Source organism: Streptomyces sp. NBC_01314, assembly GCF_041435215.1.
In the GTDB taxonomy this organism is placed as follows: Bacteria; Actinomycetota; Actinomycetes; order Streptomycetales; family Streptomycetaceae; genus Streptomyces.
The window spans coordinates 10,634,733-10,648,636 of sequence record NZ_CP108394.1; the positions used below are offsets into that span (position 1 = coordinate 10,634,733).

13 protein-coding genes are annotated in these 13,904 nt (G+C 68.6%); 6 read left to right on the forward strand and 7 right to left on the reverse strand.

Going from position 1 to position 13,904, the window contains the following annotated elements:
• Positions 1-10: 10 nt before the first annotated feature.
• The 3 genes from OG622_RS46890 to OG622_RS46900 form a co-directional block, all read right to left on the reverse strand.
• Complete coding sequence (locus OG622_RS46890) at positions 11-937, reverse strand: alpha/beta fold hydrolase (protein WP_371583264.1); 927 nt, start codon at positions 935-937, stop codon at positions 11-13.
• Entirely contained in the window at positions 934-2,472 is a 1,539-nt protein-coding gene (locus OG622_RS46895; protein WP_371583265.1) for a flavin-containing monooxygenase, read from the reverse strand. The genes OG622_RS46890 and OG622_RS46895 overlap by 4 nt, the downstream gene beginning before the upstream one ends.
• A 507-nt stretch (positions 2,473-2,979) precedes the next feature.
• Entirely contained in the window at positions 2,980-3,474 is a 495-nt protein-coding gene (locus tag OG622_RS46900) for a winged helix-turn-helix transcriptional regulator (RefSeq protein WP_371583266.1), read from the reverse strand.
• Positions 3,475-3,512: 38 nt separating this feature from the next.
• Between OG622_RS46900 and OG622_RS46905 the strand changes: the two genes are divergently transcribed.
• Positions 3,513-3,908: an alpha/beta fold hydrolase gene (locus OG622_RS46905; RefSeq protein ID WP_371583267.1), complete on the forward strand. Its 396-nt coding sequence runs from the start codon at positions 3,513-3,515 to the stop codon at positions 3,906-3,908.
• Between the two features lie 145 nt (positions 3,909-4,053).
• Entirely contained in the window at positions 4,054-6,216 is a 2,163-nt protein-coding gene (locus OG622_RS46910; RefSeq protein ID WP_371583269.1) for a SpoIIE family protein phosphatase, read from the forward strand.
• A gap of 9 nt (positions 6,217-6,225) precedes the next feature.
• Here the strand turns inward: OG622_RS46910 and OG622_RS46915 are convergent, their stop codons facing one another.
• From OG622_RS46915 to OG622_RS46925, 3 genes are read right to left on the reverse strand one after another with little or no spacing between them, the layout of a single operon-like run.
• Entirely contained in the window at positions 6,226-7,719 is a 1,494-nt protein-coding gene (locus OG622_RS46915; RefSeq protein WP_371583271.1) for a class I adenylate-forming enzyme family protein, read from the reverse strand.
• Between the two features lie 36 nt (positions 7,720-7,755).
• Positions 7,756-8,679 carry an alpha/beta hydrolase gene (locus tag OG622_RS46920; RefSeq protein ID WP_371583272.1) on the reverse strand — a complete coding sequence of 308 codons (924 nt, stop codon included), beginning with the start codon at positions 8,677-8,679 and terminating at the stop codon, positions 7,756-7,758.
• A 7-nt stretch (positions 8,680-8,686) separates the two neighbouring features.
• Positions 8,687-9,655 (reverse strand): enoyl-CoA hydratase/isomerase family protein, encoded by a 969-nt coding sequence (locus OG622_RS46925; RefSeq protein ID WP_371583273.1) that lies wholly within the window; start codon positions 9,653-9,655, stop codon positions 8,687-8,689.
• Between the two features lie 263 nt (positions 9,656-9,918).
• Between OG622_RS46925 and OG622_RS46930 the strand changes: the two genes are divergently transcribed.
• Positions 9,919-10,602 carry a TetR/AcrR family transcriptional regulator gene (locus OG622_RS46930; protein ID WP_371583274.1) on the forward strand — a complete coding sequence of 228 codons (684 nt, stop codon included), beginning with the start codon at positions 9,919-9,921 and terminating at the stop codon, positions 10,600-10,602.
• Between the two features lie 33 nt (positions 10,603-10,635).
• Here OG622_RS46930 and OG622_RS46935 read toward each other — a convergent pair whose 3' ends face one another.
• On the reverse strand, positions 10,636-11,532 hold the full coding sequence (locus OG622_RS46935; protein WP_371583276.1) for a short-chain dehydrogenase/reductase: 897 nt from the start codon (positions 11,530-11,532) through the stop codon (positions 10,636-10,638).
• Between the two features lie 104 nt (positions 11,533-11,636).
• Between OG622_RS46935 and OG622_RS46940 the strand changes: the two genes are divergently transcribed.
• From OG622_RS46940 to OG622_RS46950, 3 genes are all read left to right on the forward strand, one after another.
• The gene (locus tag OG622_RS46940; RefSeq protein ID WP_371583277.1) at positions 11,637-12,134 is read left to right on the forward strand and encodes a winged helix-turn-helix transcriptional regulator; all 498 of its coding nucleotides are present in this window, start codon (positions 11,637-11,639) and stop codon (positions 12,132-12,134) included.
• 113 nt (positions 12,135-12,247) lie between these two features.
• Positions 12,248-12,790 (forward strand): SRPBCC family protein, encoded by a 543-nt coding sequence (locus OG622_RS46945; protein WP_371583279.1) that lies wholly within the window; start codon positions 12,248-12,250, stop codon positions 12,788-12,790.
• On the forward strand, positions 12,790-13,848 hold the full coding sequence (locus OG622_RS46950; RefSeq protein ID WP_371583281.1) for an LLM class flavin-dependent oxidoreductase: 1,059 nt from the start codon (positions 12,790-12,792) through the stop codon (positions 13,846-13,848). The genes OG622_RS46945 and OG622_RS46950 overlap by 1 nt, the downstream gene beginning before the upstream one ends.
• The last annotated feature ends 56 nt before the right edge of the window (positions 13,849-13,904 follow it).

The following is a 13,904-nucleotide window of genomic DNA, read 5'->3' on the forward strand; positions in this document are numbered from 1 at the left end:
GGTGCAGCGATCAGGGTGTGGTCGCCGCGTCGTGCGGGACGGTGCGATGAACCGGCGCTGCCGAAGGCTCTGCCGGTTCGGGTCGGTCGGGGCTTCGTGCGTCGGCGAGAAACGCCAGGACGCGGGTGGCGAACTCGTCGGGGCATTCGATCTGAGGCATGTGACCGATCCCGGTGAACAGATGGGCCTCGGCGCGCGGGAGGAGCCGACGGGCGGAGTCGAGGTGACGGGCGGGCAGGACACGATCACGGTCGCCCCAGACGATCAGGGTGGGGCGGGGGTGCTTCGCGACCGCCGCGGTCAACTCGGCGCGCCAGCGGGGCTTGGTGCCGCGCAGGGTGGCAAGTTCGCGGAGGGTCTCCAGCAGCACAGTGCTCGGGTCGGGTTGGCGGGCGATGGCCAAGGCGTGTTCGATCCGCACCGTGGTGGCCAGTCCCGGGTCGGCGAAGAGCAGGCGTTCGGCCATTTTTGCGCCGGCCTCCGTGGTGCGGCGAGTGGCCAGACGGCCGAGAACGGGGGCGGCAAGCAGCCGCAGCGGGAGCGCGACCTCGGCGCCGAATCCGGCACTGTTGACCAGCACCAGGCCGGCCACCCGTTCCGGAGCGAGGACGAGCAACTGCTGCGCGACCGCGCCACCGAGAGAGTTACCGAGCACCTGCAGCGGCCGCTGCTCGCCGAGGGCGTCGAGAGTCTCGAGCACCCCACGTGCCAGGACCTCCAGTGTGGTGGGCTCGGGGGAGCGCGCAGAGAACCCGAAGCCCGGAAGGTCGAGGGCGATCAACCGATGTCCCTGGGCGAGGCGCGGGAACTGCGGGGCCCAGTCCTCGAGGCTGCGGCCGATGCCGTGCAACAGCAGCACGGGCGGGTCGGCCGGATCCCCCTCGACACGGACGCGGGTGCGGCGGCCATTGGCGGAGATGAAGGCGGGCGTGCTCATGCCGCCGCCGCTTCCTCGGACGTCGCCATCGCGCCCGGTGTCGCGGCCGAGCCCACCACGGTGGAGGAGAACTTCAGAGCGGGGTCCTCGACCGGGCCGCCCAGCCGGGCACGGTCGAGGGCGTAGTCCTGGCTCACCGTCCACGGGCCGTGGGAGCCCTGCTGCGGGAACAAGGGCATACCGCGGTTGATGTATGCCGTGTCCATGTCGAGGAACGGCCGTCCGGTGAGCGTCGGGTCGTCGGCGATCGGGGTGACGGTGGAGTAGCCGTGGCGGTCCATGTGGGCGAGCAGTCGGCACAGGTGGTCGGAGACCAGGTCGACCTTGAGCGTCCACGCGTTGGTGGTGTAGCCGAGCGCGAACGCGAAGTTGGGCAAGCTGCTGACCATCATGGACTTGTAGATGAGGTGGTCGTGGAGATCGACGGCCTGCCCGTCCACGTGCAGCGCGATCCCGCCGAAGGGCAGCATGTTCAGCCCGGTGGCCGTGACGATGATGTCGGCGTCGAGTTCGGTACCCGACTCGAGCAGGATCCCGTGTCCGGTGAACCGCACGATGCGGTCGGTGACCACGGATGCCGCACCGCTGGAGATGGCCTTGAAGATGTCGGAGTCGGGGACCACGCACAACCGTTGGTCCCACGGGTTGTACTGGGGGTTGAAGTGGGTGTCGACCGCGTACCCCTCAGGCAGTGCACTGGCGTTGAGCTTGCGGATCAGACGGCGCATCTGCCCCGGGTAGCGGCGGCTGAGGGCCAGGAGCAGGCGCTGACGGTTGATGTTGATTTGTCGTGAGAGCCGCCACGCGGCCGTCTCCGGCAGCAGCCGGCGCAGGGTGTTGGCGATCGGGTCCCGGCGCGGGATCGGCAGTACGTACGACGGTGAGCGCTGCAGCATCGTGACGTGGCCCGCCTTCTCGGCCATCGACGGCAGGAGCGTCACGGCTGTGGCGCCGCTGCCGATGACGACGACCTTCTTGCCGGTGTGATCGAGATCCTCCGGCCACTGCTGCGGGTGGATGATCGGGCCGCTGAAGTCCTCGCGCCCCTCGAAGTGGGGGGTGTATCCGCCGGCGTAGTCGTAGTAGCCGGCGGCGGAGAACAGCACATGGCAGGTGACGTCGAACTGCTCGCCGTCGCTGGTGCGCTCCAGTGTGACGGTCCAGCGCGCCTGGCCGGACGAGAAGTCCGCGCGGAGCACCTTGTGGCCGAGGTGCAGGTGCCGGTCGAGGTCGTTCTCGGCGATCGCCTCGTGCAGATAGTCGAGGATCTCGTGGGCGTCGGCGATGGCGTTGTCCTTGGTCCACGGTTTGAACGCGAAGCCGAAGCTCTGCATGTCCGCGTCGGACCGGATGCCCGGGTAGCGGAACAGGTCCCAGGTCCCGCCGATCGCGTCTCGGCCGTCGACGATGGCGAAGGTCCGGCCCGGCTGCTTCGTCTTCAGGTGATGGCCCAGGTCGATGCCGGAGATGCCGGCTCCGACGATCAGTACGTCGACGTGTTCGAGTCTCCGTGCCACCTCAGCGGTTGCGCTCATGTCAGTTTTCCTTCGGTCGGCGAGATCAAGGGCACGAGGTCAGGTACGACGGAGATGTCGGGCATATCGAGGAAACCAGGACGCTGGTAGGCCGGGGCGGTGTAGTCGGCGCGCGGGTGACTCCACGACTGGTGGTCCGGGTGGGTGCCGACGCGGGCAGGCTCGTCCCGTCAGGCAAGGGTGAGGGACAGCGACAGCCGGGCGGTGTTGTCGGCGGAGGTGTTCAACGGCTGTCTGTTGTCGCTTGGTTGATCATCCAGCGGGACGGTGCCACAGACATACGGCTGTTGTCGGCCGGCTCGGCCGCTTGCTGAAGCGCTCATGGCACACCTCGTCGTGTGACTGCCCCCGCCGTGGCGGCGGCGGGTGTGGGGAGCGGTGCTCGGCCATCTGATCCGAGCGGGACGCCCACGTGCTCACGCTCATTTGCGGGCTCAGGGGATCACATTAAGAGAGTCACTATCATCATGCAAGTGACTGGTTGTCGTGACGGTGGTCACCCTGGGCTCACGAGGCCTGCTCGTTCCTCCGCTCGAGTACGGCTCGGAGCCGTACGTCCGCGGCCGGTCCCGGCAGGAACATGGTGTGCTCCTCGTCGATGGGGTGGCCGGTCGTGCGGTCGATCAGGAGCGGATCGACGTCGGTGCCTGACTCCTTGTCCACCAGACGGACGTTCGGCGCCTCCGGCGGGAAGTGCTTGGCGCCGAAGGCGTACAGGGCGGTGAGTACCGGTAGGAAGGCGTGTCCGGCCTCGGTGAGGACGTACTCGTCCCGCGGCGGGCGGTCACTGTAGCGGCGGCGTTCGAGGAGGCCGGCCTCGACGAGCGCGCCGAGTCGGCGGGTCAGGGAGTTCGGTGAGATGCCCAGGCTCTTCTGGAACCCGTCGAACCGGGTGATGCCATGTGTCGCGTCGCGCAGGATGAGAATGCTCCACCACTCGCCGACCCGTTCCAGCGCCAGCGCGACCGGGCAGCTCATGTCCTGAAAGCTCTTCCGTTCCATGATGGAAGTCTACGGATGAGGTATCGGAACCGGAGGTGGTGAGTCACCGGTCGAACCGGTCGTTTCCGCCGTCGGCGGCAGGGCGATCCGCCGGCCCGGACGAGGTGGACTTCCTCGTCGCCGAGCTGGAGCACACCGGACTGGCCGGTCCGCTGAACTACTACCGGACCCTCGACCTGAACCGGGAGGTCCTTGGAGAGTACGAGAGCAGGCCGGTGACCGTGCCCGCGCTCTTCATCGGTGGCGACCGGGACGTGACGACGATCTGGAGCCGGGAAGCGATCGCCCGGATCGCGGAGAACGTCCACGACCTGCGCGGATCGGTGATCCTGGCGGACTGTGGGCACTGGATCGGCAGGAGCGGCCCGAGGCGGTCAACAGAGAGTTGCTGGACTTCCTCAACGGCCTCTGGCGCGGGCCCCGGCGGTCTCTGATCCGGAAGAGGGCACATCGGCCGGGTGGGGCGGCGACGGCGAGGGTCGTCGTCGCCCGGCACCCCGGAATTCCAGCCGGCCTCGCGGGAAACGGGGAAGAGGCCGGGAAGTGCCCGCGCCTACCTTTACCCGTACATTTTGGTCTATGGGAACCGACGCCCATGCCTTCCTTGCGGATCTCGCCCGAGGGCTCAAGCCGCAATCGGATCAGCTGACCGAATCGGTGCTGCAGCGCCTGCGCAGCGAGCTGCCCGAGGTGTGGAGGTACGAGGACATCGCCGCCGCGGCGCCGGCGGGTCTGGCCGAGCATGTCGACAGCATTCTGGACTTTCTTGAGCACGGCCGCGAACTGTCCGAAATCAAGACGCCCCCCGCGGCCATTGTCTTCGCTTCTCGGCTCGCTGAGCACGGGGTGCAGATCAGCGAACTCCTGCGCGTCCATCGGCTCGTCCACGCAGGGTTGCTCGAGCTGTTCTACGAGGAGACCGGACATCTTACCAAGGACCCTGAGCTGATCAACGAAGTGATGATCACACTGAGCGCGATGGCTTTCGAGTACGCCGATCGCACCTCGCAGCAGGCGGTCGCGGTGTATCAGAGAGCACGCGACCGATGGCTGCAGCGGCGGCTGATCACGATCAACGAGGCCGGCACGCGGATCGGGACCACTCTGGACACCGCCCGTACCGCTCAGGAGCTGGCAGACGTCGGCACCGACCACCTCGCCGACCTCGTCATCGTCGACCTCCTTGAGGCCGCTCTGCGAGAAGAGGGGACGCAACCGGCAGAGGGCCCGGCGGTACTCCGCCGGGTCACGCGGTCCGTTTCGGACGGCAGCCCGGACCGGACAGCCGACTCATGGCCGAGACACTTCTACCCGGAAGGGTCGGAGCCGGCTGTCGCGCTGGCCACCGGACAACCCCTCCGCCTCGGCATCACGGCCTCCGAAACGCCGACGTGGCTGAAGGTGCCCGCAGACGGCAGCGGTGCCTCGGGTGCGGGCGGCATCCACTCCATGCTCCTCGTCCCGCTGTGGGCACGGGGCAATCCGCTGGGACTGGCGCAGTTCTGCCGCCGTCGGTCGGCGGATCCGTTCGACGACGACGACTTGCTTCTCGCCCAGGAGATCGTCTCCAGAGCAGCGGTGAACATCGACAACGCCCGGCGTTACACCCAGGAGCGGTCCATCGCCCTCACCCTCCAGCGCAGCCTGCTGCCTCAGCACGCACCGGACGAGTCCGCCGTCGAGACCGCCTCCCGCTACCTGCCCAGCGGAGCCCGCGCCGGCGTGGGCGGTGACTGGTACGACGTGATCCCGCTCTCCGGAGCCCGGGTCGCCCTCGTCGTGGGCGACGTGGTGGGCCGCGGCCTTCAGGCCTCGGCCACCATGGGCCGACTACGAACGGCCGTTCGCACTCTGGCGGACATCGACCTCACCCCCGACGAACTGCTGACACACCTCGACGACGTGGTCATCCGGCTGCAGCGCGCGGAACAACGGGGCATGGACGAGATCAGCGCCACGTGCCTGTACGCGGTCTACGATCCCGTCTCCCGTGTGTGTTCCCTGGCAAGCGCCGGACATGTCCTGCCGGCCGTGGTGACTCCCGGTGACGCGCCGGACTCCCGCGTGGTCACCTTCCCGGAGTTGCCCATCGGCCCGCCCCTGGGCCTGGGCGGGCTGCCCTTCGAAACAGCCCAGTTCGAACTGTCACCGGGCAGTCTTCTGGCGCTGTACACCGATGGCCTCATCGAAAGTCGCGAGGGCGACGTCGACGGAGCCCTCGCGGTCATGTCCGACGTCCTCGCCCTGGCGCCGGCGTCCCTGGAGGAGACCTGCGACGGACTGCTCCACGCCCTCCTGCCGAACCGCCCCTCCGATGATGTCGCTCTTCTTCTGGCGCGCACCCGAGCGCTGGACGGCGACCATGTCGCCACACTGGATCTCCCCTCCGATCCGGCCGTCATCTCCGAAGCGCGCGCTTTCGCCTCCGACCAGCTGGCTGCCTGGGGGCTGGACGAGATGGCCTTCACCACGGAACTCGTGGTCAGCGAACTGGTGACGAACGCGATCCGCTACGGCAAGAGCCCCGTCCGGCTGCGGATGATCCTAGAGTCCACCGTGACGTGCGAGGTTTCCGACGCCAGCGGTACCACCCCGCACCTGCGCCGCGCCCGGGCGTTCGACGAGGGCGGTCGCGGCCTGCTCCTGGTCGCCCAGCTCACCGAACGCTGGGGCACGCGGCACCACCGCGAGGGGAAGGTCATCTGGGCGGAACAGCTGATTCCGTCCGCCCTCGCGGAGTAGCCGTAGGGATCAGGATCCGGCAGACGCCGCGGCGTGGGCGGTCCGCAACGAGGGCTTGTCGATCTTGCCGACCGCGTTCTTCGGGATGGCCTTCACCACGAAGAACGCGGTCGGGCGCTTGTAGCCGGTGAGGCTGCGCGCGCACAGGGCTTTCAGAGCCTCGGAATCGACGGTCGAACCCGGGCGCGGCTGGACGTAGGCGACCACCACCTCTCCCCACGTCTCGTCGGGTACGCCGATCACGGCGGCCTCAAGTACCGACGGATCGCCGGCTAGCACGTCCTCGATCTCCCTGGGGTAGATGTTCTCCCCACCCCGGATGATCATGTCCTTCGAACGCCCGACCAGGGTCAGATACCCCTCGGCGTCGAGGTGGCCGATGTCGCCCGTGTGCAACCAGCCGCCGATGACGACCTCGGCTGTCTCGTCCGGACGGCCGAGATAGCCACGCATGACGTTGGCCCCCCTCACGACGACCTCACCGTCGATGCCCGGTGCCACCTCGATACCGTCGGCGTCGACGATCCGGATCTCCTGGCCCGGGAAGGCGAGCCCCACGGTTCCCGCGCGGCGAGGGCCCGCGACCGGGTTGATGGTGGAGCCGCAGGTCCCTTCGGACAGCCCGTACCCCTCGATGAGGGGAACGCCGTACCGGGCCTCGAACCGGGTCAGCAACTCGGCGGAGGCGGGCGCGGCGCCGCAGACCCCGAACCTCAGCGACGATGTGTCGGGCCGGACGTCCTCGGGGAGCGCCGCGAGCATGCCGTAGATCGTCGGCACGGCGCTGAAGAAGGTGGGGCGCTCCCGCTCGACGAGGTCGAAGAACGTACGGGGGTCGAACCGGCCCGCGATCACGACGCTCGCGCCCACGAGCAGAGGCATGAGGACGCTGACCACGATTCCGTTGACGTGGAAGAGCGGCAGGATCAGCAGGCACCGGTCGGTCGGTCCGACGTCCAACGCCTGGTGCCCCATCTCCACCATGGCGTCGATGTTGGCGTGGTCGAGCATCACACCCTTGGGAACACCGGTCGTACCGCTGGTGTAGATGAGCAGGGCCAGCGCGGACGGGTCCGGAACCGGTGCCTGATCCGGCTCCGTCACCGTCCCTTCAGCCAGTTCGTCGAGTTCGTCGAGTTCGGCGACGGCGAGTACGGCGGTACCGTCCGTCACGACGGCCGCACCGTCCTCGACCACCAGCAGGCGCGCACCGGAGTCCTTGAGCTGTCGGACCACTTCGGCATCGGTCATGCTCGGGTTGACCGGTGTGACGGTGGCGCCGAGCCGCCAGGAGGCGAACAGCAGGAGGACGAACTCGACACGGTTCGTCAGCTTGAGGGCGACGACGTCTCCGGGGCCGATTCCGAGAGCGTGGAGCTGACGTGCCGCCGTACGGACGCGGTTCAGCAGTTGGGTGTTGGTGAGGGACTGGTGCCCGTCCGAGACCGCGGCCCCATGGGGGTCGAGTTCGGCGCGGCGGTCGGTCAGGGAAGCGAAATCCATGGCGAGGTGTACCTGTCTCGGTGTGATGCGATCCGGTCAAGGAGTCGACGCGGCGGGCGCCGGGTGCAACTGGCGGGAGAGGAACGCGACCTGATCGCGTACCAGTGCCTCGAAGGTCTCACCGTTGTAGAAGTCGAAGTGGCCGGCGTCGTACCTCTTGATCTCTCCCAGGGGCGCGGTGGCCGCGTACCGGAGGGTCTGGGCGGGAGGCGTGACCGAGTCGGTGTCGCTGACGCAGAAGAGGATCGGCATGGTGACCTTCCTCGCCGCACGCCCGGGCCGGTAGCCGGCGATGGTCGGAATCACCCGTGCCGCCACCTCGTTGCGGAACGTCGTCCCGGGCGGCTGCAGCGCCTGGTATCCGGGCAGGGCGTCCGGGGCGTTCATCAGGGCCGGCGAACCGGGTGGGGCGGCGATGGGAACCATCGCGGGCGCCTTGCCGCGCACTCTGGCCGACAGATCCCGGGCCAGCACGGGGGTTATCCTGAGCGACGCCATCGGGCCGAGCGCGAGCGCGGAGGCGAGACCGTCGGTGAACGGGCACTGTGCCACGGCCGCGCGCAGTTCGGGATGGCGGGAGGCGACGGTGATGGCGTGGCCGCCGCCGAAGGAACTGCCCCACACCGCGACGCGAGCGCGGTCGACGTCAGGACAGGATGTGACGTAGGCGAGGGCGGCGTCCCAGTCGGCGAGCTGACGCTTGATCGACAGGAGCTGGCGGGGGTGGCCGCCGCTGTCGCCGAAGTGCCTGTAGGTGAAGGCCACGGCGGCTATGCCGGCCTGCGCGAAACGCTCGGCGAAGGCGTCCAGGCGCATCTCACGGGTGGCGCCCAGGCCGTGCCCGAGGACGACGACGGGCGGGGAGGTGACGCCCGTGGGGAGGTAGAGCCATCCGGCGCACCTGCTGTCGCCGGACGAGAACGTGATGTCACGACGGGTGTAGGGCTGGGAAGTGGTCATCGTCGGCTCACCGTCCGTTCGCCGAGCGGCGACCGGGCACGCTGCCCGACGCGAGGGACTGCGCGTAGGTGTCCGGCCGGTAGAGCGGGAGCTCGCCGGTGGCGTCCGTCGTCGCCATGTAGTCGAGCATCAGTTCCTGGCCTTCCTTCGACATGACTCTGGTGAAGAACTCGGCGCGTTCGACGTGCAGGCCGTCCTCCAGTGACATCGAGCCGCCGAAGTACACCGACCTCTTGGCGGCCGCGACCGACCCCTTCGGCCGCTTGCCGAAGTGCTCCGCGAGTTCGACCGCCTGTGCCACCACCTTGTCCTGCGGAACGATCTTGTCGACCGCCCCGTTGGCGAGCGCCTCCGCGGGCGTGAACGGCTTGCCTTCGAGGATCGCGGCCAAGGACCGGTGGGTGCCGATCAGACGGGTCAGCCGCTGGGTCCCACCTCCGCCCGGGATGATGCCGAGGAGGATTTCCGGTTGGCCGATGAAGAAGTCCCCGTCGGCCATGACCCGCAGATCGCACGCCCAGGCGAACTCGGCGCCGAGGCCGAGAGCCGAACCGTTGAGGGCGGCGACGAAGAGCACACCGCTGCTGTTCATCCGCAGGAACGTCGTGTGCAGGCGTTCCAGTTGCAGGGCTCCCCGCATCGGGGTCCTGCGCATCACGGGCCCGAGGAAACGCAACCGGTCCACATGCTTCGCCATCCGTACGACGGCGGCGGCGCCGCGTCGGCCGACCGTCGGGCTCGCGGCGCCCTCTTCCTGCAGCCAACCGACTGCGGCATGGCTGACGAACCGCTCGGGATGTGCCCCGGTGAAGACGACGGCGCGGATGTCCGGATCGCGGTCGGCCCGGGCCACCAGCTTGTCGAGCTGATTGGCGATGTCGAGGCCGAACACCTGGTGGGGGCCGCCGTCGACGCGGACGACCAGGACGGCCCCGCGTTGCTCGATCTCCAGGTGGCCCTTGTCTTTGTATGGCATGGATTCTGCTCCCGGCTCGCGTTCATGGGGGAGTGGAAAGGGTGTGGCGGGCAGCGACGGGTGGGTGTCGCGCCGAGGGGGTGCGGATCGCCCCGGTGGGCTGTGGCCGCGCGGGCGGCAGAAAACCTGGACGGCGCGTGATGGGGTGTCCAAGGACGAGTGCCTGTGTCCGGGACGGCACCTCACCCGTGATGTGTACTATTGCCGCGCAGGGTTAGATAACCAAGTTATTTCAACTGTGTCAACGATGGAGGCCGAGAGAAATGCCAGGGCGGGCGAGACTTGAGAACGCACCTGACCGGCTTGTGCGAGCCGCCATCGGCCTGCTCGCCGAGCAGGGGCCGTCGGCTGTCAAGGCGCGCACGGTGGCGTCCGCGAGCGGACTGTCGACGATGGTGCTCTACAGCCACTTCGGGGGAATCCCCGAGCTGATGCGAGCTGTTGTCGACCACGGGTTCAAAGAGCTTGGCGCGGCGTTCGCGCTGGTGCCGGTGACGGAGGATCCGATCGCGGATCTCTTCGTCATGGCCTTGACCTGTCGTCGAGTGGCCCGCGAGAACCCTCACCTGTACGACCTGATGTTCGGGCTGTCCACTCGGGCGACGTACCGGCCGCTGTCGGACGCGGATCATCGTTTGAGTGGGCGTTCGCCGGCCTTCAGGGACGCCCACACCCATGTCACCGCGGCGTGTGCGCGCCTTGTGGCCTCCGGCAGGGTCGAGCAGCAGGAACCCGAGGTCATAGCCGCACAGTTGTGGAGCATGGTCCACGGCTACATCACTCTCGAACTGGCCGATCACTTCGTCGAGTTCGAGGACGCGGTGGCGCAGGTGATGCTGCCGCTGGGCGTGAACTTCTCTGTCGGGTTGGGCGACGAGCGGAAGCGTGCCGAGGCCTCGCACGAAACGGGCGCGCGCTTGTACGACTCGATGGTGCAGGGCCACTGAAAGCCGGGTGGTCGGCTGCTGCCCTGTACGCGGCTAGGAAGACTTGGTCTCCGCGGTGGGCGCGCCGGCGCCCGGCGTGATTTGGTCATGCCTGCCCAGCGCCGCGACCTCGCGTTCCAGGGACGGAACCGCTCGGGCCGCGAAGCGCCTCGCCCAGGGCCAGGTCAGGGGTGAATTCAGTGCCGCCTTCGCCCAGTTGGCCACGACGACCGCGCGCGGGACATACACGCGACTGCGTCGGCGCACCAGTCCGTCGACGATCGCGGCGGCCGCCCGGTCGGAACTCGTCGTGACGTTGCCCGGATACGGCAGCCGCTGACGCAGTCCCTGGAACGAGGGGAGGTCCGCCTCGGCGCCCCGGACGAGGTCCGTGTCGATCCAGGACGGGTGTACAAGGCCGACCGTGACCCCGAGGTGCGCCACCTCCTGGCGGTAGGTCAGGGCGAGCAGCTCGGCCGCGGCCTTGCTCGCGCCGTAGGAGGCCATCGCGGCCAGCGGCATGAACGACAGCGCGGACGCCACGACCAGCACGTGGCCCCGACTGCGTTCCAGGTGGGGTGTCGCGTACTTGAGGGTGCGGAACACGCCGTTCAGGTTGACGTCGATCACCCGCTCGAACGACGCCTCGTCCGTCTGCCGCACCGTCCCGTACGCCACGACCCCGGCATTGGCGACGACGAGGTCGATGCCGCCCATGACCTCCGCGGCCTCGTCGATCGCCGACCGCAGAGCGGCGCCGTCGCGCACATCGGCCTCACGCCAGGAAGCGGTGGGGCCCAGGTCATCGGCGAGGGCGCGCAACCGGTCGGGTTCGAGGCCGATCAGGGTCACACGAGCGCCTCGGGCGGCGGCCAGGCGGGCCACCTTCTCGCCGATGCCGCGTGCCGCTCCGGTGACAACCAGTTTTCTGCCCAGCAGGTCACGTTTCATGGCGGCAACATAACTTCGTTATTGATGGAACACAAGAGTCGCGCGCACCGGTCGTCCGCTGTACCTGCTGGGTCTCACGACTGGACGAACCTATGCTGGCTGTCATGAGGCGGACATCCTTTGCGCAGTGGCCCTGTTCGATCGCGCGGACCATGGATCTGCTGGGGGACTGGTGGACGCCCTTGGTGCTGCGTGAGGCGTTCTACGGGATCCGGCGGTTCGACGCGTTCCAGGACTCCCTGGGGATCGCCCGGAACACGCTGACGGACCGGCTGCGCAGGCTGGTGGAGGAAGGGCTGCTGGAGAAGCGGCCGTACCAGACGGAGCCGGTTCGGTACGACTACGTACTCACCGACATGGGACGCGACTTCTACGACGTGCTGCTGGTGATGAACCGGTGGGGCGACCGCTGGCTGGCCGGTGAGGCGGGCCCGCCGGTGGCCATGCACCACGATGTGTGCGGGCAGGAGACCCATGCCGAGGTGGTGTGTGCCGCCTGCGGCGAGCCGATGACCGTGGACAACACGCGTCCCCGGATCGGCCCTGGCTATCCACCCCATCTGGCCGAGCGGCCGGATGTGCGGGAGCGTTTCGCGGGCTGACCCAGGGGGCCACGGCAGCGGTGCTCGCCCTTGACAAGTAAGTCTATCTACGCAACTTTACTGGTCGGTGCTCGAATGAGGGTTCTCGGTACAGGCAGGGAGGCCGCAGGATCATGGAGTGGACGGGTGCGCGCTACGCGGACAAGCCGTCGGTTGAGGTCCATACCTGGATCGCCGCCCCGCCGGCACGGGTGTGGGCGCTGGTCGCCGACATCGAGCTGATGCCGCGCTGGAGCTCCGAGCTGGAGTCGGTCGAGTGGCTGGACGGCAGGAGCGGCCCTGCTCCGGGAGCCCGCTTCATCGGCCGGAGCAAGCATGCGTCGTTCGGGGAGTGGGCCACCACGTCCCACATCGTCGAGTACGAGCCGTCCAAGACGCTCGCCTGGGCGGTCGAGGATCCGCAGCACCCGTCGGCGCTCTGGCGGTTCACGTTGGCGCCGCGGGACGGCGGCACTCTGCTCACGCAGTGGATGCAGATGGGGCCGGGCCGCTCGGGCCTGTCCTTCGCCATCGATCGCATGCCGGAGAAGGAGCAGAAGATCGTCTTCGTACGCATGCGGGAGTTCGAGGCCAACATGGCCGTCACCCTCGAAGAGATCAAGAAGCTGGCCGAGAGCGCCGAGAGCGCCGGGGCTTCGGGAGAGGCGAGTCTCTGATGCGCACCTCCACCACGATCGAAGCCTCCGGAGCCGACTGGCGGGAGATCGTCGACTACGTCACCGAGGCGGAGAACCTCGGTCTGGACATCTGCTGGGTGGCGGAGGCGTGGGGCTCCGAGGCGCCTTCGGCCCTGGGCTATCTCGCCGCGAAGACCGAGCGCATGCTTCTCGGATCCGGGATCATCCAGCTCGGCACCCGCACGCCGATGGCCATCGCCCGCGCCGCGATCACGCTGTCGCAGATATCCCAGGGGCGCTTTCTGCTCGGACTGGGCCCCTCCGGCCCGCAGGTGATCGAAGGACTCCACGGCGTGTCCTTCGCCCGGCCGCTGTCACGCATGCGCGAGACCGTCGAGATCGTGCGCCAGGCCGCGTCGGGCGAGAAGATCTCCTATTCCGGGCGGGAGTTCCGGATCCCGCTGCCTGGCGAGGCGAAACCCATGCGTCTGTCGATGCGCGCCGAGTACGACATCCCCGTCTACCTGGCCACCCTTTCGCCGAAGACGCTGCACCTGACCGGTGAGATCGCCGACGGCTGGCTGGGCACCAGTTTCGTACCCGAGGGCGCCAAGGAGGCGTACTTCGACCACTTGGACCAGGGGCTTGCCGCCGCCGGTCGCACCCGCTCCGACCTCGACATCTGCCAGGGCGCCGAGGTCGCCTTCGCGGAGGACGAGGACGTGCTGCGCGCGATGGTGGCCGGACGCAAGAAGGAGCTGGCCTTCAGCCTCGGCGGCATGGGTTCCGCGACCACGAACTTCTACAACAACGCCTACAGCCGCCAGGGCTGGGCCGAGGTGGCGGCCGAGGTCCGCACCCGCTGGCAGGCCGGTGACCGAGATGGCGCGGCCGGCCTGGTCACCGACGAGATGGTCCTCGCGACCACGCTGATCGGAACCGAGGACATGGTGCGTGAGCGGCTGCGTGTGTGGCGCGACGCCGGTGTCGACACCGTTCGCTTCTATCCCGCCGGGGAGACCATCGACGCCCGACTCGCCACCCTGGGCCGGGCCATCCAGCTGGTTCACGACATCGAGGACGAGGCGGCAGGGTAGCGACGACAGGCCATGGCTGCCGAGGCGGGCGGCCATCGCCGACGCCGTCCGTCAGG

Coding starts and splice junctions, on each gene's coding strand:
- OG622_RS46890 (WP_371583264.1), bottom strand. CDS start 937: ATGAGCACGCCCGCCTTCATCTCCGCCAATGGCCGCCGCACCCGCGTC.
- OG622_RS46920 (WP_371583272.1), bottom strand. CDS start 8,679: ATGACCACTTCCCAGCCCTACACCCGTCGTGACATCACGTTCTCGTCC.
- OG622_RS46900 (WP_371583266.1), bottom strand. CDS start 3,474: ATGGAACGGAAGAGCTTTCAGGACATGAGCTGCCCGGTCGCGCTGGCG.
- OG622_RS46925 (WP_371583273.1), bottom strand. CDS start 9,655: ATGCCATACAAAGACAAGGGCCACCTGGAGATCGAGCAACGCGGGGCC.
- OG622_RS46950 (WP_371583281.1), top strand. CDS start 12,790: ATGCGCACCTCCACCACGATCGAAGCCTCCGGAGCCGACTGGCGGGAG.
- OG622_RS46930 (WP_371583274.1), top strand. CDS start 9,919: ATGCCAGGGCGGGCGAGACTTGAGAACGCACCTGACCGGCTTGTGCGA.
- OG622_RS46915 (WP_371583271.1), bottom strand. CDS start 7,719: ATGGATTTCGCTTCCCTGACCGACCGCCGCGCCGAACTCGACCCCCAT.
- OG622_RS46940 (WP_371583277.1), top strand. CDS start 11,637: ATGAGGCGGACATCCTTTGCGCAGTGGCCCTGTTCGATCGCGCGGACC.
- OG622_RS46910 (WP_371583269.1), top strand. CDS start 4,054: ATGGGAACCGACGCCCATGCCTTCCTTGCGGATCTCGCCCGAGGGCTC.
- OG622_RS46935 (WP_371583276.1), bottom strand. CDS start 11,532: ATGAAACGTGACCTGCTGGGCAGAAAACTGGTTGTCACCGGAGCGGCA.
- OG622_RS46895 (WP_371583265.1), bottom strand. CDS start 2,472: ATGAGCGCAACCGCTGAGGTGGCACGGAGACTCGAACACGTCGACGTA.
- OG622_RS46945 (WP_371583279.1), top strand. CDS start 12,248: ATGGAGTGGACGGGTGCGCGCTACGCGGACAAGCCGTCGGTTGAGGTC.